15 protein-coding genes are annotated in these 23,870 nt (G+C 67.2%); 11 read left to right on the top strand and 4 right to left on the bottom strand.

From position 1 onward, the window contains the following. Positions 1–151: 151 nt before the first annotated feature. On the top strand, positions 152–1,450 hold the full coding sequence (gene fucP / locus E5A74_RS03630) for an L-fucose:H+ symporter permease (protein WP_135982870.1): 1,299 nt from the start codon (positions 152–154) through the stop codon (positions 1,448–1,450). After that, positions 1,447–2,253, top strand: a complete 807-nt coding sequence (locus E5A74_RS03625; protein ID WP_135982869.1) for an amidohydrolase family protein — start codon at positions 1,447–1,449, stop codon at positions 2,251–2,253. Before fucP ends, E5A74_RS03625 begins: the two co-directional genes overlap by 4 nt. 103 nt (positions 2,254–2,356) lie before the next feature. On the opposite strand, the gene E5A74_RS03620 is transcribed toward E5A74_RS03625, so the two are convergent. From E5A74_RS03620 to lldD, 3 genes are read right to left on the bottom strand one after another with little or no spacing between them, the layout of a single operon-like run. Further along, complete coding sequence (locus E5A74_RS03620; RefSeq protein WP_135982868.1) at positions 2,357–4,588, bottom strand: hypothetical protein; 2,232 nt, start codon at positions 4,586–4,588, stop codon at positions 2,357–2,359. Between the two features lie 4 nt (positions 4,589–4,592). After that, positions 4,593–6,068 carry a Gfo/Idh/MocA family protein gene (locus tag E5A74_RS03615; RefSeq protein ID WP_135982867.1) on the bottom strand — a complete coding sequence of 492 codons (1,476 nt, stop codon included), beginning with the start codon at positions 6,066–6,068 and terminating at the stop codon, positions 4,593–4,595. A gap of 52 nt (positions 6,069–6,120) precedes the next feature. After that, on the bottom strand, positions 6,121–7,278 hold the full coding sequence (gene lldD, locus E5A74_RS03610; RefSeq protein WP_135982866.1) for an FMN-dependent L-lactate dehydrogenase LldD: 1,158 nt from the start codon (positions 7,276–7,278) through the stop codon (positions 6,121–6,123). A gap of 146 nt (positions 7,279–7,424) precedes the next feature. On the opposite strand from lldD, the gene E5A74_RS03605 reads away from it, so the two are divergent. The 9 genes from E5A74_RS03605 (at position 7,425) to E5A74_RS03565 (ending at position 23,501) form a co-directional block, all read left to right on the top strand. Beyond that, positions 7,425–9,014, top strand: coding sequence for a glycoside hydrolase family 43 protein (locus E5A74_RS03605; protein WP_135982865.1), 1,590 nt, complete (start codon positions 7,425–7,427; stop codon positions 9,012–9,014). A 279-nt stretch (positions 9,015–9,293) separates the two neighbouring features. Then, positions 9,294–12,467: a TonB-dependent receptor gene (locus E5A74_RS03600; protein WP_135982864.1), complete on the top strand. Its 3,174-nt coding sequence runs from the start codon at positions 9,294–9,296 to the stop codon at positions 12,465–12,467. A 125-nt stretch (positions 12,468–12,592) separates the two neighbouring features. Beyond that, positions 12,593–13,309, top strand: a complete 717-nt coding sequence (locus E5A74_RS03595) for a SapC family protein (RefSeq protein WP_135982863.1) — start codon at positions 12,593–12,595, stop codon at positions 13,307–13,309. After that, the gene (locus E5A74_RS03590) at positions 13,306–14,337 is read left to right on the top strand and encodes a cupin-like domain-containing protein (RefSeq protein ID WP_135982862.1); all 1,032 of its coding nucleotides are present in this window, start codon (positions 13,306–13,308) and stop codon (positions 14,335–14,337) included. The genes E5A74_RS03595 and E5A74_RS03590 overlap by 4 nt, the downstream gene beginning before the upstream one ends. Next, a complete protein-coding gene (locus E5A74_RS03585) occupies positions 14,334–15,827 on the top strand; it encodes a tryptophan halogenase family protein (RefSeq protein ID WP_135982861.1) in 1,494 nt (497 codons plus the stop codon). Before E5A74_RS03590 ends, E5A74_RS03585 begins: the two co-directional genes overlap by 4 nt. A gap of 72 nt (positions 15,828–15,899) precedes the next feature. Then, positions 15,900–17,444 carry a GGDEF domain-containing phosphodiesterase gene (locus E5A74_RS03580; protein WP_135982860.1) on the top strand — a complete coding sequence of 515 codons (1,545 nt, stop codon included), beginning with the start codon at positions 15,900–15,902 and terminating at the stop codon, positions 17,442–17,444. Between the two features lie 149 nt (positions 17,445–17,593). Continuing rightward, the gene (locus E5A74_RS03575; protein WP_166745588.1) at positions 17,594–20,476 is read left to right on the top strand and encodes a S8 family peptidase; all 2,883 of its coding nucleotides are present in this window, start codon (positions 17,594–17,596) and stop codon (positions 20,474–20,476) included. Between the two features lie 101 nt (positions 20,477–20,577). Beyond that, complete coding sequence (locus E5A74_RS03570) at positions 20,578–23,046, top strand: ATP-binding protein (RefSeq protein ID WP_135982858.1); 2,469 nt, start codon at positions 20,578–20,580, stop codon at positions 23,044–23,046. Between the two features lie 62 nt (positions 23,047–23,108). Next, positions 23,109–23,501, top strand: coding sequence for a response regulator (locus E5A74_RS03565; RefSeq protein ID WP_135982857.1), 393 nt, complete (start codon positions 23,109–23,111; stop codon positions 23,499–23,501). A gap of 43 nt (positions 23,502–23,544) precedes the next feature. On the opposite strand, the gene E5A74_RS03560 is transcribed toward E5A74_RS03565, so the two are convergent. Beyond that, the gene (locus E5A74_RS03560; protein ID WP_135982856.1) at positions 23,545–23,865 is read right to left on the bottom strand and encodes a hypothetical protein; all 321 of its coding nucleotides are present in this window, start codon (positions 23,863–23,865) and stop codon (positions 23,545–23,547) included. Positions 23,866–23,870: the final 5 nt, after the last annotated feature.

Genomic DNA, 23,870 nt, shown 5'->3' with positions numbered 1-23,870 from the left:
CGTTCTTCCCTGCACCGTGTATCTGTTGGCGGCGCCGGAATGAAGATGGGCGCGTACAAGCGGCAGGGCAGCATGGTTGCATTCGTATGTGAACGATGTTTTTATATGCGCAAGCCCCTTGAGAGGGCTTTCCGCAGGGGAGAATAGCCGCATGGACGCTCAGGCCCCGTTTGCCGTGGAGGCATCGCCGGTTCGCAGCCCCGCCTCGACCGCGTTTCTGCCGATGGTGCTGATCGTCGCGCTGTTCTTTCTCTGGGGCCTCGCGAACAATCTCAACGACGTGCTGATCGCGCATTTCCGCAAGCTGTTCACGCTTGGCGATTTCCAGGCAGGGCTCGTCCAGTCGGCCTTCTACCTCGGCTATTTCTGCCTCGCGATTCCCGCGGCGCTGTTCATGCGCGCGCGCGGCTATCGCGCCGCGGTGCTCACCGGGCTGGGGCTCTACGGGCTGGGCGCATTGCTGTTCTGGCCGGCCGCGGGGGCACAGAGCTATCCCTTCTTCCTCGCGGCGCTGTTCGTCATCGCCGGGGGGCTCGCTTTTCTCGAGACCTCGGCCAATCCGCTGATCGCGCGGCTGGGATCCGAGGAGACCGCGTCGCGGCGCCTCAATCTCGCCCAGGCGTTCAATCCGCTCGGCTCGATCACCGGGGTGGTGCTCGGCAGCCAGCTGATCCTTTCGGGCGTCTCGGTGACGCCGGCGCAGGTCGCGGCGATGGAGCCCGCCGCGCGCGCGGCATGGCGGGCGAGCGAAGCCTCGGCGGTCCAGCTTCCCTATCTGGTGATTGCGCTGGTGGTGCTCGGCTGGGCGGTGCTGATCCGCGTCGTGCGCTTCCCCGCGGTGGCGACCGAGGCCGATGTCGACGAGGGCGTCGGCGCGTTCGCCGATTTCCGCGCCTTGCTCGGCGAGCCCCGGCTGATGCTCGGGGTCGCCGCGCAATTCTTCTATGTCGGCGCGCAGGTCGGGGTGTGGAGCTTCCTGATCCGCTACGCCCAGGTCGCGGTGCCGGGGACGGGCGAGCATCAGGCGGCCGGCTGGCTGACGCTTTCGCTGACCTTGTTCATGATCGGACGCTTCGTCGGCACAGCGCTGATGGGGCGGATCGCCGCGCTGCCGCTGCTCGCGAGCTTCGCCGGCATCGCCGCGATCCTGTGCATTGTCGCGGCGCTGTTCGGCGGCACGTTCGGGATCGCGGCGCTGATCGCGACGAGCTTCTTCATGTCGATCATGTTCCCGACGATCTTCGCCGAATCGGTCGCCGGGCTCGGTGCGCGTACCAAATCGGCGTCGGCGCTGCTGGTGATGGCGATCATCGGGGGCGCAGTGCTCACGGCGCTGATGGGTTACGTCTCGGACGCCAGCGGCTCGATCCTGTGGGCGATGCTCGTCCCCGCCGGGTGCTTCCTCGTCGTGCTCGCCTTCGCGCTGCAGGCGCGCGCGCGGCGCGCTTGATCGACGCGCACGTCCATCTCTGGCGGATCGGCGCGCATGGCTGCGTCTGGCCCGGCCCCGACCTTGCCGCCATCCACCGCGATTTCGACCTGGCCGATTTTCGCGCTGCGGCGGGCGAGGGCGTCGAGGCGGTGCTACTGGTCCAGAGCCAGGAGGATCTCGCCGACACCGATTGGCTGCTCGGGCTCGCCGACCCGCTGATCGCCGGCGTGGTCGGCTGGGTCGATCTCGCCGCGCCCGACGCCCCCGCGCGAGTCGCCGCGCTCGCGACGCACCCGCTTCTGCGCGGGGTGCGCCCGATGGTGCAGGGCCGCGCGGACGATTGGTACGATGGCGCGAACGATGCCGCGCTGGCCGCGATGGCACACCACCGCCTCGTCCTCGACGCGCTGGTCCAGCCCCGCCATCTCGATTCGCTCGGACGCCTCGCCGCACGCCATCCCGATCTCGCGATCGTCATCGACCACGCCGCCAAGCCGCAGGCCGAGGGATTCGAGGCTTGGGTATGCGCGATCGACTCGGTCGCCGGCCATGCCAACCTCCATTGCAAGCTGTCGGGGCTGGTCACCGAAAGCGCCGCCGTCGCCGATGCGTTCGCCGCGATCTGGCGCGCTTTCGGCCCCGAGCGGCTGCTCTGGGGAAGCGACTGGCCGGTCGTGAACCTCGCCGCAAGCTACGGAGAATGGCGGGAAATGGCGCGCGCTCTGGTCCCGGCGGAGCATTGGGGCGCAGTGTTTGGCGGTAATGCGCGGCGCGTCTATCGCCTCGAAGAAGGACGGTCGGACGGCGGAAAAGGGAGTTAAACGCCGCCCGACCGCACCCCTTAGGGGGGAACCCTGCGGAGCTGAACCTTCATACTCCTGAATACGTCCTCGGACCAGTACGCAGTTTCCCCATATCGGGACGTCAGGGCAGTGGCCGGATCCCCTCGGCGCGCACTTTCCAGCCTTCGCGCGGGAAGCCGGGAGCGGGGCCGGTCGATCCGTCCCATCCAGCCGTCATCATGCCCACCGCGAGCAGCAACGATCCGTTCGAGGGGAAATAGGTCTCGGCCGCGCGCGCGAAGCCCGGCCCGTCGGGCCCCGCGCCGGCGCCCGCCGCGGCGGGGCCGACCAGCTGCCTCTCTTCCTCGAGATGGACGCGCGGGGTCATCCCGTTCACGCCCCAGCGGTTGTTGGGGAAGTCGCGGAACAGCCAGTCGATTGCCCGTTCGCGATCGCCGAGTCGCGCCGCGGTCATCGCGACCACCGGAAAGTCCCAGCCCCAGGTCTGGCGCAGATCCCAATGCGCCTCGGTGGCGGCGAGGGTCCGCCGCATTGTCGCGGGGTCGACGCGCGCGCCGGGGATCAGCCCCCATGCCATCAGGAACGAGGGATGATCGCGGTTGAGGCAGCGCGGCGGCGTCGCATGGCCGCTGCATTCCGGCGATATCGCCTCCCGCCAGAAATCGGGCGCGCTCTCGACCGGGAGATAGAGCCCGTCGCGTTGCGGCGGCGGCGCCAACCCGGCGATCACCCGATCCCATTCGGCGTTCCGCGCGAGCCCGCGCCGCGCGCGCCAGCGCTGCGCCGTGTCGAGCGCCCAGCGATAATATTCGAGCTCGAACGCGGGGTTCACCGTGGTGAGCGGCGGATGATTCTCCTGCACCGGTATGATCGGCGGGCCGAGCACGAATCGATCGCCTTCGCGCCGCGGCCAGCTCGCCAGCAACCGCGCGGTCTCCTCCACCATCTCACCGTAGCGCGCCAGCGTCGCCCGGTCGCGGCGCGCGCGCCAGACCAGCTCGGCGAGATAGATCGGATGTGGCTGCTGCCACATGATGAACGGATTCACCGTGCTCGGGCTGTTCCAGCCGTCCGGCCCGGTCATCTTGCTCCACCACGCGCCCTGCACGCCGTGCCTGCGCGCCAGCTGCCGCGCCTGGGGAAGCATCCTCAGATACCAGCCAAGGCTGCGCTCGAGTAGCGCGGGCCTGCCCCAGCTCGCCCAATGCCCGGCATGGAAGATCGGCATTTCGAGGTGGAACTTGCCGTTCCAGCTGTTCGAGAACAGCCCCTCCTCCTGCGGCGGATATTCGCCCGCCTGATTGATCGCGGCAAGATATTGCGAGAGCACCACGCGGCGCTCGAGTTCGGCGGCGCGCGGATCGCTGCTCCCGCCGAAGTCGATCACGCCGCCCTGCGTCCAATAGGCGCGCCAATGCCGCGCGACCGCCGCTGCGTCGACCGCGCCGGGCTGCTGCCGCGACCGATCGAAGCTGATCGTCACGTCGAGCCGGTCGCCCTCGCGGCGCAGCGCGCGGAAGCCGTGCGGCCCCGCGCGGACGACGCTCCCGCCGGGCGCGGCGAGCGCCGAATAATAGCGCGTGGCGTCGAGCGTACGCTCGGCGACCAGCCGGTCTGCCCGTTGTTGGACGATGCGGGTCTGGTGCGCATCGTCGTTGGTCCAGTCCGAAGGGTCGGGGTTGAGCCTTGCCGAAACGCCCGGATAGCGCACATCGACTCCGATCCGGCCCGCCGCGACCAGCGGCGAGCGGATCGACACCATCACCATGTCGCGCGTCGGATGCACCCGGGTCTCGACATGCACCGGTTGCCCGTCGAACACGAAGCTGCTGGTCAGCGCGCCGGACCAGAGATCGAGCATCTGACGGGCTTCGCTCAGCTCCGCGAAGCGCGCCTGCGTCCCGTCGCGGTGAAGCAGCGCCAGCCCGATCCTGCCGAGCGAGAAGCGATGCGGATTCTCGCGCAGCCATTTGAGCGCCGGCCGTTTCTCGACCTCGGACCAGTCGCGGATCCACGGAAAGGGTTGTTCGCCGCGGCCGGGCACGGATACCATCACCAGCCCGTCGCGCTCGGTATAGCCGTTCCGGTTGGGGAAGCTGTGCCACGCCCATTGCGCCATCGTCAGCAGCGGCGCGATCGGCGAATATTGCTCGGGAAAGGTCTGCAGCCCGGTGATGTCGGCGGTGAAGCCGAGATTGCCGTTGCCGAGCATCAGCGGCGCATGCGGATCGATGCGGGTGAGCGTGATGTTGTGGCGCGCGACGAGCGCGTGCCGGTCGATCGGCTGGGCCGGAGCGGGGCAGGCGAGGAGCGCCAGCCCGAGCCCCAATGCCAGGCCGATCAGCCGCCGCATCGCCTCAGCCGCCCGTGAGCTTCGCCGTCCGCATCGGCATCGGCACGGCTTCCTTGTGCCCGGGCATCTTCGGCAGCGCCGGCCAGTCGAGCCCCGTGACGAGGCTGTCGATGCGCACCGGCTGGCCGGTCTCGAAGCATTTGTCAGCGGCGATCCCGATCAGGCACGAAGCCGCGCCGCCACGCTCGTCCGCCGCGCGCATCAGCGGGTCATTCGGCGCGCCGGGATCGAAGATGTCGGCGAGCATCACCGCATCGCCACCGCCATGCGAGCCAGCGCCGGTATCGGGCTTCAGATCCTGCGCCTCGCCGCGCATCGGGATGATCCGCGTCTTGATCCGGTCCTCGTCGCGCTCGTTGCTCGCGCCGGCGACGCCGCCCTGCTCGACCACGCTGTGCTCGAGCCGGCCCTTGGTGCCGTTGAACGCGACGTGATAGCCTTCCCAGGCATTGAAGGCGTTGAGGCTGTAGCTCAGCGTCGTGCCGCCGGCATAGCCGACGATCACGTTCATCGTATCCTCGATGCTGATCTCCGGGCGCCAGACGCACTGGTCGCGGAAATAGCCGTCATATTTCTCGGCATCGAGATAGAGCGCCTTGAGCGCCGGGTCCGCCGCCATGTCGAAGAAGAAGGTGCATTTGTTCTTCTCCGGACAGGTGTGGCAGCGCTGGTGCGGTCCCTCCAGCCCAAAGCGGCGCGCCATCTCGGGAGTGTAGAATTCGCGCTTGCCGGTGGCGTTGACGCTTACCGGCATGTCCGACAGCCACCAATTAACCAGGTCGAAATGGTGCGTCGCCTTGTGCACCATCAGCCCGCCCGAGATTGCCTTGTTCGAGTGCCAGCGGCGGAAATAGTCGGCCCCGTGCACGGTGTTGAGCAGCCAGTGGAAGTCGACCGACAGCACGTCGCCGATCACCCCCGACATCAGCAGCTCCTTCACCTGGCTGCGAAAGGGCGAGTAGCGATAGTTGAAGGTCACGCGGATGTGCCGGCCGCTACGCTTGACCGCATCGAGGATCTGCTGCGCCTTCGCTGCGGTCGTGGTCATCGGCTTTTCGGTGATGACGTCGACCCCCGCGTCGAGCGCGCGGATGATATATTCGTTGTGAAAGGCGTCGGGCGGCGTGACGATCACCGCGTCGGGCTTCTGCTCGCGCAGCATCTTGTCGAAGTCGGATGCGAGATAGGGCTTGGGGGCGGGGGCGCCGGCCTTCGCCGCGCGGATGCCGACATAGGCCATGCGGCCCGGATTGGTATCGCAGATCGCCACCAGCTCGCCATGCGCCTTGTGCGGACCCCAGAGCGCTTCCTGATACATGCGGTTGCGGCTGCCGACGCCGACCGAGACATAGCGCTTGCGGGTGTCCGCTGCGGCGACGCGGGCGGCATTGGCGTCGAGCGCGGTCGCGAGCGCGGTGCCCGCCGCCAGCCCGCCGAGAACGTCACGCCGCCGGACGGCGGTTCCTTCCGTACGATCCATGTTCCATCCTCTCCCTGCCGGACTTTGCGTCCGTGCCCATGGTCTGCGAATTTCAGCGGCGCGTCGCCTCCACCAGCGCGTCGCGGCTGATCTGGTCGATGCGGGTGCAGCCGGTCAGCGCCATCGCGACGCGCATTTCGGCTTCGACGAGCTTGAGCATATGGCTCACGCCTGCCTCGCCCCGGGCTGCGAGCGCATAGGCCCAGGCACGGCCGAGCAGCACGCCCTTCGCGCCGAGCGCGAGCATGCGGACGACGTCGAGCCCGGAGCGCACTCCGCCATCGGCGAGCACGGTCAGCTTGTCGCCCACCGCGTCGGCGATCGGGGGCAGCGCGTGCGCGGTCGACGGCACGCCGTCGAGCTGGCGGCCGCCATGGTTGGAGACGACGATCCCGTCGGCGCCGAGCTCGGCGGCGGAGCGCGCGTCCTCGGCGTCGAGGATGCCCTTGATGATCAGCGGACCGTTCCAGCGCTCGCGGATGAAGTCGAGGTCGCGCCAGCTCACCGTCGGATCGAAATTGTTACGCATCCACGCGAAGAAATCCTCGAGCCCGGTATTCTTGCCGAGCACCGGCGCGACGTTGCCGAGCTGGTGCGGGCGGCCGTGCACGCCGACGTCCCATGCCCAGCCCGGGCGCTTCACCGCCTGCCATACGCGGCGCAGCCCGCCGGACATGCCGCTCGCGCCGGCGAGCCCCGAGCGATAATCGCGATAGCGCGAACCCGGCACCGGCATGTCGACCGTGAAGACCAGCGCGTTGCATCCCGCCGCGGTCGCCTGATCGAGCAGCTCGCGCATGAAGCCGCGGTCGCGGATCATGTAGAGCTGGAACCAGAAGGGCACGTTGGTGCCGCGCGCGACTTCGCCCAACGGGCAGGCCGAGACGGTCGACAGGCAGAAGGGGACGCCCGCCTTCTCGGCGGCGCGCGCCGCCTGCACCTCGCCGCGCCGGGCGTTCATGCCGGCGAGCCCGATGGGCGCCAGCGCGACCGGCATTTTGAGGTCCTGCCCGAAGAGGCTGGTCGACAGATCGAGAGTCGAGACATCGCGCAGGATGCGCTGGCGCAGCGCGATCGCCGCGAGATCGTCGACGTTCCGCCTGAGCGTCACTTCGGCATAGGAGCCGCCGTCGATATATTCGAACAGGAAATGCGGGAGCCGCCGCCGGGCGAGCTCGCGATAGTCGAGGGTGGAAGCTGCTCGTCTCATTGCGTGATATGCTGTGCCATAAGATGGAACCTGCTGTCGAGCCAGCTTCGACTGCCGGCACGATGCGCGCAAGGCTTGGCGCTGGCCAGCGGTAAATGATAGCGCTCCCATCGCGCCGGCGGCGACCGGCATCGGGAGAGTGTCGAATGTGGAAGCTCGCGGCGATCGGTGTGGCGCTCGCTTTGCCGGCGGCGGCGCAGGCGCAGATGCAGGCGACTTACACCAATCCGATCCTCTACGCCGACTATTCCGATCCCGACGTCATCCGTGTGGGGCAGGACTATTTCATGGTCGCCTCCAGCTTCCATTTCTCGCCGGGCATCCCGGTGCTCAGGTCCCGCGACCTCGTCCATTGGACGATCATCGGTCATGTCCTGCCGCGGCTGCCCTTCGGTCCGCTCTACGACATGCCGGGGCCGCACACGCTGACCGACAGCATCTCGAAGCCGATCGGCGGCACCAAATATGCCAGCGGGGTCTGGGCACCGAGCATCCGGCATCATGACGGGAAATTCTGGGTCTATTGGGCGACCCCCGACGAAGGCGTGTTCATGGCGACCGCGACGGATCCTGCGGGTCCGTGGACCGCGCCGGTGGCGGTGATCGCGCGCGCCGGGCTCGAGGACCCGTGTCCTTTCTGGGACGCCGACGGCAGCGCGTGGCTGGTGCACGGCAAGGTCGGCGCGGGGCCGCTGATCCTCCACCGCATGCGACCCGACGGCACCGGCGTGCTCGACGAGGGCAGGGTGATCGCCGAGGATCGGGTCAACTTGCCGGTGCTCGAAGGACCCAAGATCTACAAGCGGGGCGGCTGGTATTACATCTGGGCGCCGATCGGCGGAGTGGGCACCGGCCCGCAGGCGGTCGGGCGCGCGCGGGCGATCACCGGGCCCTATGAATGGCGGGTCGTGCTCGAGGCGGGCAACACCCCGGTGCAGGCGCCGCATCAGGGCGGCTATGTCGAGACGCCCTCGGGCGAGGGCTGGTTCGCGCATTTCAACTCGACCGGGGCGTTCGGGCGGATCGTCCATCTCCAGCCGGTGCGCTGGGCCGATGACTGGCCGGTGGTCGGCGAGCCGATTCCCGGCAAGAATTCGGGCCAGCCGGTGCTCAGCCACGCGATGCCGGACAGCGGCGTCCCGGCCAGCGCCGACCGGCTGCAGGACTCCGACGACTTCGCCGGCCGCGCCCTCGGGCTGCAATGGTCGTGGAACCACAATCCCGCCGACGGCGCATGGAGCCTCGCCAGCCGTCCGGGCTGGCTGCGGCTCACTGCGCTGCCCGCCGAGCATCTCGTCACCGCGCGCAACACGCTCACCCAGATCCTCCAGGGGCCGCGCACCCGCATCACTGCGCGGCTCGACGTCGCGCGGATGCGCGAGGGGCAACGCGCCGGGCTCACGCTGTTCGGTGTCCGCCCGAGCTGGATCGGGGTGGTGCGGAGCGGCGGCGCGACTCGCGTCGCGATCGCTTCCGAAGGCGCGGAGACGCTCGGGCCGCGCCTCGCCGGGCCTACGCTCGTCCTCGCCGCCGAGGTGAGCGAGGGGCAGAGTGTGCGCTACAGCTACAGCCTCGACAATGGCCGCCGCTTCACGCCGCTCGGTGCGCCGGTCTGGCTGGCGCGCTTCTCGTGGTGGAAGGGCTCGCGGCCCGGGCTGTTCACGTTCACCCGCGGGAGCGCGCCGGGCGGATCGGTCGACATCGACTGGTTCCGGGTCGCGCGGCAGGGTTTCTGACGGCTGATCGCACCCGGCGCACCGCCCGGCGCAGATGTTACGACGAACATTGTGGCATTTTTGCCGCAACCGCGGGCTTTCGTAGTCCTCATCCGGTTCGGCTTCTACGAAGTAGCTGATAAGGAATAGATATTACGGCCAAAGATGCGATGCGCAAGTTGTGCGCACGACGGTTGACAACGTGAGACAGTTTGGTAGCGTTAACATCGGGCGGCAACCTGCCAGCTCACATAAAAAACCATGCGGCGCGTCTTCGGCGCGTCGACGAGGAGGGGACAGATGACTAGCATTCGGCTCACGCCGGCGCTCGCGCGCTCGGCTTCGGCAATCGCCATAACGGCCTGTCTGATGCTACCGGGAATGGCCTTCGCGCAGGACAGCGCCGCCACCGCCCAGGCGCAGGCAAGCGAACCCGGCGCCCAGCAAGATCCTGCCGCTGAGGACGTCGTGATCACCGGCATCCGCGCCTCGCTCGATCGCGCGATCGACATCAAGCGCAATTCGAGCGGCGTCGTCGACGCGATCTCGGCCGAGGACATCGGCAAGTTCCCCGACACCAACCTCGCCGAATCGCTCCAGCGCATCCCCGGCGTCTCGATCAACCGCGTCAACGGCGAGGGCTCGGAAGTCACCGCGCGCGGCTTCGGCGCCGCGTTCAACCTCGTCACCCTCAACGGCCGCACCATGCCGGCGGCGAACGTCGTCGCGGTCGGCGGCGATCAGAGCGTCGATTTCGGCCGCGCCACCAGCCGCGCGTTCGACTTCTCCAACCTCGCCTCGGAAGGCGTCAGCCGGCTCGAGGTCTACAAGACCGGCCGCGCGGCGATCCCCTCGGGCGGCATCGGCGCGACGGTCAATGTCGTGACCCGCCGCCCGCTCGACGGCAGCGAGAGCGGTATCCGGGGCAGCATCGGCGCCAAGGCAGTGATCGACTCGAGCGTCGATCGCGGCAACAAGGTCACTCCCGAGGTCTCGGGCCTGCTCAGCTGGTCGAACGAGCTCGACACGGTCGGCGTCTCGCTGTTCGGCTCGTACCAGCGGCGCGACAGCGCGGCGGCGAGCGCGACCTCGAACGCATGGAACATCATGCGCGGCAGCACCTTCCTCGCGCCGGGCACCTATGTCCGCACCGACGGCACCACCCAGGTCACCAACGCGCCTGCCGCGGACGATCTGATCGCGGTCCCCAACGACAGCCGCTATCACTTCTCCGAATCCGAGCGCGAGCGCATCAACTTCTCCGGCGTGCTGCAATTCCGCCCGGTCGACGGACTGACGATCACCGGCGACGCGCTGTGGGTGCAGAACAAGAGCAACGAGGCGCGCAGCGACCAGACCAACTGGTTCAACCGCCCGTTCAACCAGGTCCGCTTCGACGGCAACGACGTGGTCTCGACCACCGAGTTCCTTCAGGAGACCATCGCCGGGGTGAAGGACACCGGCTTCGAGCAGCAATATCGCGCGACCAAGGACAAGCTCGAATCCTATGGCCTCAACCTCGCCTGGGACGCGACCGACACCTTCTCGGTCAAGCTCGACGGCCATATCTCGACCGCGCGAAGCGATCCGGATGCTCCGAACGGCACCAGCGCGACGCTGGTCAGCATCGGCGCGCCGGTGATCGCCTCGCACTCGGTCGACTTCAGCGGCGAGATCCCGGTCCAGTCGATCGTGATCAACGACGCGTTGCGCGGCAACAATAACGGCCAGCTCGATCTCGGCGACCTCGGTAGCCAAGTCGCGCGCACCAACGCCTCGTCACAGCGGCAGCGGATCAAGGAAGCCCGGCTCGAAATGGGCTGGGATGCGGGCGGTGGCAGCCGGTTCGATTTCGGCGGCAGCTATATCGACTCCGAGATGACCAGCGCGCGTATCCAGACCCAGCAGACGCTGGGCGACTGGGGCATCACCTATCCGGGCGACGTCAACTCGCTCGCGCCGGGGCTGGTCGAGCAATTCTGCCTCACCTGCAAGTTCGACCATTTCGATCCCGGCGCGACCGGGGCCTCGCTGGTCGCGTTCCGCGGCAATGCGGTCGATTTGTACAACGCGCTATCGCCCGCCTACGCGGCCGACAGCAATCCGGTCCTCGCCGGGGTGCAGGCCGGTCGACCGATCGACGTGACCGGCAATGACTATGATCGCGTGCACGAGAAGACCTGGTCGGTCTTCGGTCAGATCACCTGGGAAGGCGAGATCGGGGGCATGAAGACGAACATGGTCGCCGGGGTCCGCTACGAGAAGACCGATGTCGCATCCTACGCGCGCGTCGTGCCGCCCTCGGCGATCCGGTGGACCGCCGATAACGACTTCAGTCGCATCCTCAGCTTCACCACCGCGCCGGTGGAGCGCAACGGCACGGGTTCCTACTCGAACTTCCTGCCGGCCTTCGACTTCTCGATCGAGCCGGTCGAGAATCTCAAGGGCCGTCTCTCGTTCAGCCGCACGCTCGCACGGCCCGAATACGGCAATCTGTTCGTGTCCGAGACGGCAAATGCGCCGGGCCGACCGATCGCGGTGGGGGGCGAGGCGACCGGATCGACCGGAAACCCGAACCTCCAGCCATTGCTGTCGGACAATCTCGATCTGTCGCTCGAATGGTATTTCGCGCCGTCGAGCTATGTATCGGCAGGCTTCTTCTACAAGAATGTCCGCAACTTCGTCGGCAGCGGCCAGTCTCGGGGCAATCTGTTCGGCCTGCGCGATCCGAGCTCAGGGGCGGCGGGCAGCCGTTCGGGGACCGCACGGACCGCGTTGGGTGGGATCGGCGCCAATCTGAGCGACGTGAACCTGTTCACGATGACCGCGCTGATCATCCAGAACAACGGCAATGTCGGTGCCGCGACCACGCAGTTCCAGGCGAACCGCGGCCCGAGCGGCGATCTCAACCAGGGCTTTGTCGACTCGGTGCTCGCCGCCGTCGACATCACCGCGGACGCCAACGATCCGTTGTTCAACTTCGTGATCACGCAGCCGATCAACAACCGCGAGGCCAAGATCCACGGCTTCGAGCTGGCCGGATCCTACTTCTTCGGTCAGACCGGCTTCGGTGTCGCGGGGTCGTACACGATCGTGCGTGGCGACGTGCACATCGATCCGGGCGCCGATCCCGCGATCGATCAGTTCGCGCTGCTCGGGTTGAGCGACAGCTTCAACATCACGGCGATCTACGACAAGGGCGGGATCTCCGCGCGCGTCGCCTATAACTGGCGCGACAAATATCTGTCGGCGACCAACCGTGACGGCTCGAACCGCAACCCCGTGTTCGTCGCGCCGTTCGGAACGCTCGACGTCAATGTCAGCTGGGATATCACCGACAACATCGCGCTCTCGTTCGAAGGCATCAACCTGACGAGCGAGGCGGTGCGGACCTATGGCCGTACCGAGACCAACCTGTACTTCGCACAGGAACTCAAGCCGCGTTACCTGCTGGGCGCGCGGTTCCGCTTCTGACCATCCAGCCCTGTCTGGATAAAAGGGGGAGAGGGCCGCTGTTCGCAGCGGCCCTTTTCCTGACCGCCGGTTGAGTGCGCCGGCGCTTTGTTTCATCATCGGGCGGTATTGCCCGGAGCGCGCAGATGGCCAGAACGGTACAGCTCAACAATGTCGATCACCACGATCTGCGGGTGATCACGCGGCACGCCGCCGAGTTTGGCGACGCGGTCAATCAGGTGCTGATCTTCCCGACTGAGTTCGAGGAAATTCAGCGGGAATATCCGATATTCTTCATACGTGATGCGAGCGACGACTATCAGGCGGTAGCGCTGCTCGGGCTCGATCGCGACGAGAATCTCTTCCTCGACGATGCCGGCTGGCAGGCAGGCTATGTTCCCGCGGCGCAACAGCGCGGACCCTTCGCCATCGGGATGGGCGAAGAGGGTGGCGATCCGATGATCCATATCGACATCGAGCATGCGCGCGTGGGCCGCGGCGACGGGGAGGGCCAGCCGTTGTTCCTGCCGCATGGCGGCAACGCGCCCTATCTCGAGCATGTCGCCGGCGTGTTGCGGACGATCTATGCCGGGCTCGATCTGATCCGCCCGATGTTCGAGGCATTCGAGGATGCCGGGCTGATCGAGCCCGTCGCGGTGCAGGTCCAGCTCAGCGACACCGAGAGCTATGAGCTCGGCGATTTCAGCACGATCTCGGCCGAGCGGCTTGGCGCGCTCGACGGCGCCGCGCTCGATGCGCTGCATCGCGCGGGCTTCCTCTATCCCGCCTTCCTGATCGTCGCCTCGACGGCGAACGTGAACCGGCTGATCGAGCGCAAGCTCGCGCGCGGTCGCGCCGGGTGATCGAAATCGCCCGCAAGACCCGGGTGATCGAGGGCGTCGCGCCCGATGCCATCCCCTATGCGGCGATGCTCGAGGCGCAGGAGCCGGTGATCCTCAAAGGCGTCGCGCGCGATTGGCCGCTGGTCCGGCGCGGGCGCGAGGGGGCCGAGGCCGCGATCGCCTATCTCGCGGGCTTCGATGGCGGCAAGCCGATCACCGGCTTCACCGGCGCGCCGGAGATTGGCGGGCGCTTCGGCTATGATGACGCCATGACGGCGCTCAACTTCGCCAGCGAGCGCGTCCGGCTGACGGAGTTTCTCGAGCGCGTCCGCGCGCATCTGGGCGAAAAGAGCCCGCCCTCCTTCTATGTCGGCTCGACCGATCTGGAAGGCTATTTGCCGGGGCTGGGGGCGGAGAACGGGCTCGTCCTGAACGATCCGATGTTCGCGGCGCATCCGCCGCTGGTGAGCATCTGGATCGGCAACCGCACCACGGCCGCCGCCCATTACGACATGTCGAACAACCTCGCCTGCTGCATGGTCGGGCGGCGGCGGTTCACGCTGTTTCCGCCCGGGCAGGTCGCCAATCTCTATCCCGGCCCGCTCGAGCCGACGCCGGGCGGGCAGGTGGTGACGATGGTCGATTTCCGCGATCCCGATTTCGACCGCTATCCGCGCTTTCGCGAAGCGCTGGCTGCCGCGCAGGTCGCCGAGCTCGATCCGGGGGACGTGCTCTTCTATCCGGCCCTGTGGTGGCACCAGGTCGATGCGCGCGATCCGTTCAACGCGATGATCAACTATTGGTGGAACACCGCGCCGGGCTTCATGGATACCCCGCAGAACACGTTGCTCCATGCGTTGCTCAGTCTGCGCGACCGGCCAGAAGCCGAGAAGCGCGGCTGGCAGGCGCTGTTCGACTATTACGTGTTCGGCGCGGCCGATCGCGCCGGCGCGCATCTGCCCGAACATGCCCGCGGAGCGCTTGGCACGCTCGACGAGATGAAGGCGCGCCGGCTGCGCGCGCAACTCCTGAACAGGCTGAACCGATGACCGAACCCGCCGTCAAACGCGTCGTCATCGCGGGCGGCGGCACCGCCGGCTGGGTCGCCGCGGCGGCGTTGGTCAAGCATCTCGGGCCGTTGCTCGACATCACGCTCGTCGAGTCCGACGAGATCGGCACGGTGGGCGTGGGCGAATCGACGATCCCCACCTCGCGCAGCTTCCACGAGTTGCTGACGATCAACGAGCCGGCGTTCATGCGCGCCACCCAGGCAACCTTCAAGCTCGGCATCGTTTTCGAAAATTGGGGCCGGGCCGGCGATCGCTATGTCCACAGCTTCGGCGAGATCGGCAAGCGATCGACCTGGATGGCGGACTTCCACCATTTCTGGCTCGAGGCGCAGCGCCAGGGCTTTGGCGGCAGCCTCGCTGACTATTGCTTCGAGCTGCAGGCGGCCGAGGCCGGCAAGTTCTTCAAGGGCGACAATTTCCCGATCAACTATGCCTATCACCTCGACGCCACGCTCTATGCGCGGTTTCTGCGCGGGCTCGCCGAGCCGGCGGGGGTTCGTCGGGTCGAAGGCAAGATCGCGCGGGTCGAGCAGGATCCCGAGAGCGGCTTCCTCACAGCGCTCGCGCTCGAATCGGGCCAGCGCGTCGAAGGCGATCTGTTCCTCGATTGCACCGGCTTCCGCGCCATGCTGATCGAGCAAACACTTCAGACAGGATATGAGGATTGGACGCGATATCTCGCAACTAACAGCGCTTTTGCTGTGCAGACGCGCGCGACCGGGCCGGCGGCGCCCTATACGCGCGCGATCGCACATGAAGGCGGCTGGCGCTGGCGGATCCCGCTCCAGCATCGCGTCGGCAACGGCATCGTCTTTAGCAGCGATCTCATGTCCGATGAGCAAGCAAGATTAAAGCTTCTCAACGATATAGATGGTGAAGCTCTAACCGAACCTCGGCTCATCCGCTATCGCACCGGCGCCCGGCGCAAGGTGTGGAACAAGAATTGCGTCGCGCTTGGGCTCGCCAGCGGTTTCATCGAGCCGCTCGAGTCGACGAGCATCCACCTCGTCAAGGTCGCGGTGACGCGGCTGATTCAGGAATTCCCGTTCGGCGGGTGCCAGCCCGCGCTCGCCGAGCGCTTCAACCAGCAGTCGCGCCACGAAATCGAGGGCATTCGCGACTTCATCACGCTCCACTATCATCTGACCGAGCGCGACGATTCACCCTTCTGGCGGCGGTGCCGGGAGATGGAGATCCCGGATTCGCTCGCGCAGCGCATGGCCTCGTTCCGCGAGGCGGCGCACGCCTGGCAAGAAGGAAACGATCTGTTCCGCGTGGATAGCTGGGTGCAGGTGCTGCTCGGCCAAGGGCTCCGCCCCGGCAGCTATCATCGCCTGGCGCGGATGATGGATCCCGGCGCGCTGCGCGCGGCGCTGGCCACGCTCAAGGGCAATATCGACGCGGCGGTCGCGCGCATGCCTTCGCACGAGCAATTCCTCGCCAGCTACCGCGCTGCAAGCGATGGCTGAGCGTCAGCAAAAACAAGCACTTCCACTGCGGTCGGTTACGCTTGTTTCACGCCTTGGGCGTAGAAGGCCAGCATGGACTGGGCTGCCCACCCGCTCGTGATGCTCGCGATGGCGTTTTGCGTGGCGGTTGCGCTTGCGTTGGTGCGCGGCCGTGCGAAGCCGAGCTTCGTCGAGATCGACGCGGCGCTCGAGCGTGTGCGACAGGGCGAGGCGGGGGTTCGCCTCGAGCCGGGATTCTCGGGGCGCGACGCGCGCTTCGTCAGCCGCTTCAACGCCGCGCTCGCCGAAATCGAGGCCGGCTCCTATGACTGGGATCGCGCCGCGCCGCAGGAACGGGCGATGTTCAACGCGCTGCGCAAGGAGGCGCCGGCGCAGGATGGAGCGGGCACGACCTTCGTCGCGGTGGTCGAGGTCGATCGCTTCGCCACGCTGCGCCAGAGCATCGGCTACAGCCTCGCCAACCAGCTTCTCGCCACGCTCGCACGGCGTGTGCCCGCGACGATCGCGGATGCCGAGATCGGCCGCATCGGCCGCACCACTTTCGAATTCGCGTTCAAGGCGGCGAGCGCCGGCGAGGCCCAGCTGCGGCTGATCGCAGCGATCGAGACGCTCGAGCGCCGGCTGACGATCGAGGACTATGTCTTCGATCTCACCGTCGCGATCGGCTTCGCCGATGCCGGCACCAGCTCGATCCGCGACGAGCTGGTCGATCAGGCCGCGGCGGCGCTCGCGGCGGCCAAGGCGGCGCGGGTCAAGGTGTGCTTCGCCGACGCCGATATCCTCGTCCACAACAGCATGGCCGATCTCGAGCTGATGCGAGCGCTGCCCAAGGCGCTCGCGGCGGGCGAGGTCGAGCTCCATTATCAACCCAAGCTCGAGGCGCGCAGCAATACGATCCGTGCAGTCGAGGCGCTGGCGCGCTGGACGCGACCCGGGCTGGGGTTGGTGCCCACCGATCGCTTCATCTCGCTCGCCGAGGAAACCGGGACGATCCGCGAATTGACCGAATGGGGTATCGCGCGGGCAATTCGGGATCAGAAAACGCTGCTCGATCAGGGGTATGAGATCGATATCTCGGTCAATATCTCAGGCCATCTGCTGCCCGATCGCGACTTTGCGCGCACCGCGCTCGATCTGGTCGCGACCGCAGTGGGGCGGATCGGGTTCGAGATCACCGAGACCGCGGTGATCGACGATCCCGATGCAGCGCTGGCCAATCTGCGCGATTTCACCCAGGCCGGGATCCGTATCGCGATCGACGATTACGGCTCGGGGCTGTCGTCGCTGGCGTATCTCAAGCAGCTTCCCGCGCACGAACTCAAGATCGACAAGATGTTCGTCAGCGGGCTCACCGAGAGCCACCGCGATCCGCTGCTGGTGCGCTCGTCGATCGATCTCGCGCACGCGCTCGAGATGGAAGTGACCGCCGAGGGCGTCGACGACGCGATGGCGCTGTCGCTGCTGCGGATCATGGGATGCGACATGCTCCAGGGCTATTTCATCTCGCCGCCGATCGCGCTCGACGCCTTGACGGCATTTCTCGGCGATGAAGAACGCGTGCGGCGGCTCGCCGAAGGCAGCGTCGGCGGCCAATGGCCGCTGTTCGGAAACGGCTGAAAACGCCTCCGTATTTATCTCCCTAACGCGAATTTCACGATCTCCGTTGCGATCTGACTCACCGGAACCGTTGTACGCCGGATGGATAGATCGGTGGCTTCAGGGGGCTGCTGACCCGAATGCGGGGGCAGAATATGACGTCGTTCCGAATGGCTCGCAGCATCTTGCTCGCGACTGCACTGGCCGCTCCGGCGGCATCGTTCGCACCGCTGGCCGCGGTGGCGCAGACCGCGCCTGCGCCCGCGCCGACCCCTGCTGCGACCCCGACGCCCTCCGCCCAACCGGTCAAGCCGCTCAGCGGCACCGTCGAGCCCAAATGGGGCAGCATCCGCACCTTCTGGGGCGAGTCGAGCCCGCTCTGGGGAAGCATCCGCACCTTCTGGGGCGACGTGAATCCCTATGAGGGCGACGTCAACGCGTTCTGGGGCTCGATCCGCACGTTCAACGACGGCAGCGGCACCAACAGCATCACGCCGCTCTGGGGAAGCATCCGCACCTTCTCGGGCGACCTCGGCGCGTCGTGGGGAAGCATCCGCACTTTCTGGGGCAGCATCCGCACTTTCGAGGAAGCGCCGCAGGATTATGCGACGCTCGCGACGATGCTGGGCGGCATGGTCAATCAGTCGCAGGGCTTCTGGGGCTCGGCGGTGCAGGCGCAGACCGGCAAGTCGTTCGCCGATGCCTTCGCCAATCCGCTGCTCGCCAAATACGGCATCAGTCTTTCGGACCCCGCCAGCCTCGCCAGGCTCGACGCCAATCAACGCGAGCATTTCTTCCTCGAATGGTATGATGGGCTGATGAACTTTTCCGGGGCCGACCATGTCGACCACTGGATGAGCGCGATCCACTGGACCCCGTCGATCACCGAGACGATCGGCGAGGGCCGCGACAGCGTCATCGGGTTGCTCGACTTCTCGGTGACCGGCGACGGCACGCGAAACATCACCAAATATGACGGCATCTCGAGCTTCAGCAACGGCCATGGCGCCGCCGTCGCCAGCCTGATGATCGCGGCGCATGACGGCAAGGGCGTGATGGGCATCGCGCCGATGGCCTCGGTGGTCGCCTACAACCCGTTCGACGAGACCGGCACCGCCGGCTGGAGCGACATCCGCAACGGCGTGCTGATGCTGGCGCAGAACGGCGCGAGCATCATCAATATGTCGTTGGGCGTGCCGGGCTGGACGCTGCACCAGGGCTGGAACGACGTGTTCAGCGACGCCGCGGTCGCCGCCGCCACGAAGAACGCGGTGTTCGTCGTCGCCGCTGGCAATGACGGCGTCGTGCAGCGCCAGAACATCAACTGGAACTTCGCGACCAATCCCAACCTGATCGTCGTCGGCTCGGTCGATCCGGCCGGCAACATCTCGAGCTTCTCGAACCAGCCGGGCGAGGCGTGCCTGCTCGCCAATGGCACCGCCTGTGCCGAGGGCAACAAGCTCAAATATCGCTTCGTCACCGCGCCGGGCGAGCTGATCCTCGTTGCGGACGGGCAGGGCGGCGTTACCCGCAAATCGGGCACCTCGTTCGCCGCGCCGCTGGTCTCGGGCACGATCGCGCTGATCCACGATCGCTGGCCGTGGCTCGCCAACTATCCCGCCGAAACCGTCGACATCATCCTCAAGTCCGCGCGCGATGTCGGCGCGCCGGGGGTCGATCCCGTCTATGGCTGGGGCATTCTCGACGCCACCGCCGCACTCTCGCCGCTCAGCTTCAACGGGCTGAAATGGTATACCTACAAGGACGGCAAGATCGCGCCCGAGCAGCAGAACAAGATTCGCAATCCCAAGGAAGTCGCCAAGTGGGAAGCGAAGGGCATGTTTTTCTATGCCTATGAGGACATCGGCAAGACCTTCCGCGACTTCGCGATTCCCGTGTCGTCGAAGCTGGTCGGCCAATCGGCGACCTCCTATACCGGATCGACCGAATATCTGCAGGCCTATATCTACAGCCGCTTCCTCGCCTGGGTGAACACCGGCGGAAAGCCCGACAGTTCGGGCAAGGGATTCACCGGCTTCGCCTATTCGTCGCCGATCCCGAACCGCTCGGGGCTCGATCTCTCGATGGCGGTCGCACCGCGCACCTTCGTGCCGGGCTATCGGAGCCCCAACGTGCCGTATCAATCGGCGCTGCGGCTGACCGGGCCCGACGGCCGCTTCGCGATCACCGCGGGCGAGGGCGACGGCGCGGTGATGCTCGGCGATGGCGGCTTCGGCATGGCCTCGGACTACGATCCGTTCACCGGCGGCGCGAACCCGTTGATGGGCTTCGCCTCGGGCGGCGGCTATCTTGAGACCAATGTTCGCCTCGGCGATTCGTGGAGCGTCTCGACCGGGCTTTCGCAGCGCGTGCTCAAGCGCGATCTCGAGCGGCTCGACATGCTCGAGCAGTTCGCGCTCGGCTCGATCGATGCCTATCGCGCCGGCGCGCAGCACGTCAGCGTGGCGTATGAGACGCCCGAGGCAAAGCTGACCGGCACCTATACCCGGCTGCGCGAGGACAATGCGCTGCTCGGCGTGCAGTCGCTCGATCCGAACGACTTTGCCGATGGCACCACCACCGACGGTGTGAGCCTCGGTGCCGAACTCGGGCTGGCGCCGACGCTGTCGCTGGCGGCTACCGGCACGATGAGCCGTACCCGGCCGGGTGGCTCGGGCCAGTCGAGCATCGCAGTGTCGGACGGTGGCCTCGTCAGCAGCTCGTTCCAGCTCGGCCTCACCAAGGATCGGCTGTTCGGGCGCAAGGATCGCGCGCGCCTCACGCTCGCCCAGCCGATGCATCTCGAGCGTGGCGGAATCGATCTCACCACGGTCCAGGTGATCAACCGCCAGACCGGCGAGCTCGGCGCGGTGGCCCAGCGCTTCAATCTCGGCGTGCCCGAACGCCAGTTCGTCGGCGAGATGATGTACGGCACCCGCCTGATGGACGGCGCCGCCGAGCTCAGCGTCTTCGGACGCGCCACGCTCAACGGCGAGGAGACCGATCAGCTGCCCCGGGTGATGGCGGGCGCGGGGTTCAAGTTCAGCTTCTAGCCTTCTCCCTCGGCCCGTCGCGGGTTCCCGCGGCGGGCCGTTCCTTTGCCCCGCATTAAGCTTTTTCAGCTAGTTGGCGGGAACCAGTCGGGGGACTTTCGATGCGCATCGCGGCGCTGCTTCCATTGCTTCTCGTTATTGCTCCGCCGCTCTCGCCCGCGCACGCCCAGTCCTCGCCCGGCACCGAAACCGACCGCGGCTTCGCGAGCGTCGACGAGGCCGTGCAGGAAGCGAAGACGGCGATGATGGCCGATCCCGGGCAGGCCATGGCCAAGGCCGAGATCGCCATCGCCCGTGCCCGCGCGCTTCCGCGCTCGCCCCGCGCCGAAATGGCGCTGGCGACGGCAGAATGGCTCAAGGCCGAGTCGTTCATCGGCGTCAATCAACCGGCCAAGGCCGCGCCGATCGTCGCTGCGGCGCTCGCGCGAGTCGAACGCTACGGATCCAACACCAAGCTTCAGGGCGATCTGATGCGTTCGCATGGTGCGATCGCGGCGATGGGCGGGAGCGTCCAGCAGGCGTTGATCGACTTTCAGCGGGCGCACACCATCTTCCGCGCCGCGCGCGAGATCCGCAGTCAGGCGATCGCGCTGCAGGACATCGCGATGATCTATGTCGAGGCCGGCGATTACGAGCGCGCGCTCCAATATTACGCGCAGGCGGTCGAGCTCTATACCGCCGACCCGGCCTTCACGCTGACGACCCACAACAATCGCGGCGAGGTGTTGCGCAAGATCGGCCGCAACGCCGAGGCCGTCCGCGAGTTCGAGCGCGCACTGGAGAGCGCCCGGCAGCTCCAGAGTCCGCTGCTCGAAGTCCGCATCCTCAGCAATCTCGCCGTGGCGCAAGTGAAGAGCGGTGCTGTCGCCGCAGCCTCGCGGACGATCGATCGCGCGCTGCGCCTGTCGGGCGGCGGAGAGGCGGCGGGGTGGAAGCCGATGGTCTATGGCGCAGCGGGCGAAGTTGCCGAGGCACGCGGCGATCTTCCCGCGGCGGCGCGCGATCTGCGTCAAGCCTTTGCCGGCGAGGATCTGGCGCGCACCGAAATGGCCTTTCGCGAGTTTCACCAGCTGGCGGCTTCGGTGTTCGAGCGCCTCGGCGACGAGGAGGCGGCGCTTCAGCATCTCAAGGCATTCCAGCGCCTCGAAAGCGAAGCCCAGAAGCTGACGGCGTCGGCCAGCTCGCAGCTGATGTCGGCGCGGTTCGACTATCAGAACCAGAAGCAGAAGATCTTCGAGCGCGACGCGCGCATCCGCCAGCAACAGGCCGAGTTTCGCACCACCGTGCTCGCCGGGTTGGTGATCGCCGGCGGCATCGTGCTCGCCTTGTTGCTGGTGAGCGCGCTGCGCATCCGGCGCAGCCGCAATCAGGTGCGCGCGGCCAACGTCGTGCTCAACCAGACCAACACGGCGCTCGAAAAGGCGCTCAAGGCAAAGACCGAGTTCCTCGCCACCACCAGCCACGAGATCCGCACGCCGCTCAACGGCATTCTCGGCATGACCCAGATCCTGCTCGCCAATCGGCGTCTCGAGGAGGAGGTGCGCGAGCAGGTGCAGGTCGTCCACGGCGCGGGCGAGGCGATGCGCGCGCTGGTCGACGACATTCTCGACGTCGCCAAGATGGAGACCGGCGAGATCACCGTCGTCGACGAGGAAATCGGGTTCAGGGCTATTCTGGAGGACGCCGCGCGGCTGTGGAACGGCCATGCCGAAGCTAAAGGGTTGCGCCTAACGCTCACGATCGGCGAGGTGCCCGATCGGATCCGCTCGGACGGCGCGCGGCTGCGGCAGATCGTGTTCAATCTCTTGTCCAACGCCGTGAAGTTCACCCCACAGGGCGCGGTGGCGCTGCGCGCGCGGGCCGAGGGCGGCGAGCTGGTGATCGAAGTCGAAGACAGCGGCATCGGCATACCCGAAGACCAGCTCCCGTTGATCTTCGAAGCCTTCCACCAGGTCGATGGCGGCACGGCCCGCCAGTTCAGCGGTACGGGGCTGGGGCTTTCGATCTGCCACAAGCTGGCCGTGGCGCTGAGCGGGGCGATCTCGGTGCGGAGCGTGCCCGGGCAAGGATCGGTCTTCACCGTGCGCTTGCCGTTCGGGCGAGTCGACGGGGCGATCGCCGCCGTGGTCGCCGGCCGGCCCGGGGCTACTGCGCTCGCGGAGTCGCGGCTTCTGCTGGTCGAGGGCAATGCGATGACGCAGGGCATCTTCCGCGGCCTGCTCGAGCCCGTGACTGGCGCCATCGAATGCGTGGATTGCGGCGGCGCGGCGCTCAGCGCATTGCGCATCGGAATTGTCGATCACGTGCTGATCGAAGCGCGCTCGGCGCAAATCGAAGGATCGGCGCCGCTCGACTCGTTGCGGCGGGTAATCGAGGCGGCGCGCACCGCGGGGACGCGCGTGACGATCTTGCTCGCGCCGGCCGCCGATCTGCCCCTCGGCGAGGTCGCCCAGCTCGGCGCCGATCAACTGGTGCTCAAGCCGGTCGGCGGAGCCCAGCTCGTCGCCACGCTGCACGAGGCCTATCGGATCGTCGCCGCGCCGCCGGCCGCGATCTCGAGCGCCGCATGAGCCGGAATAATCAAAGTCTTTACGCCGATCGCCTACGACTCGGACAAATAGGAGAGTCGCGCATGCAAGTCCTGTTCGTCGAAGACGACGCCATGAACCGCCGCGTCGTGAAGGACATGCTGCGCGTCGTCGGGGCGAACATGGAAGAGGCCCCCGATGCCGAGACCGGGCTCGAGATGATCGAGAACGGATCGTTCAACATCATCCTGATGGACTTGCGGATGCCCGGCATGGACGGGCTCACCGCGATCCGCCAGCTACGCTCGCGGGGATGCGCCAAGGCCGAATTGCCGGTGATCGTGGTCACCGCGGACACCGCGGTCGATCTGCGCGAGCAGTGCCTCGCAGCGGGTGCCGACGAGGTCATCCTCAAGCCGGTGGCGATGGGCGCGTTGCTCAACGCGATGGGCCGGATGGTCGCCAAGGGCGGCGCGGACGACGTCATCCTCAGTTGAACGAAGCCTCCCCGCGGCGTCGCCGCAGGGAGGCGTCGCGTTCTCACTGCGCGGTCTGTGCCTCGTTGCCACCCTCGTCGCGCGAGACACGCGCGGTCATCCCGGTCGCATCGGCGTCGTCCTGGGTCTGCTCGTCGGCGCTGAGCTCGGGCGCAGCCGGCTGGACGTCGGTGGTGGTGAGATTGTCGACCATCGGTGCCGGCGAGGCTTCGGTGGCCACCGGGCTCTCGTTCACCACCTCGATCGGGGCCATGTTCTCGACATTCGCCGTCGCCGGCTGATCGCTGTCCTTGCCGCCCGAGCAGGCGCCGAGCGCGAGCGCGCCGGCCGCCGACGCAAGCAGAGCGATACGCTTGATGTTCATTCGCT

The organism is Sphingomonas naasensis, from assembly GCF_004792695.1.
Classification (GTDB): Bacteria; Pseudomonadota; Alphaproteobacteria; order Sphingomonadales; family Sphingomonadaceae; genus Sphingomonas; species Sphingomonas naasensis.
The sequence above is the reverse complement of the archived record's forward strand: the minus strand, read 5'-3'. Positions and strand labels throughout refer to the sequence as shown.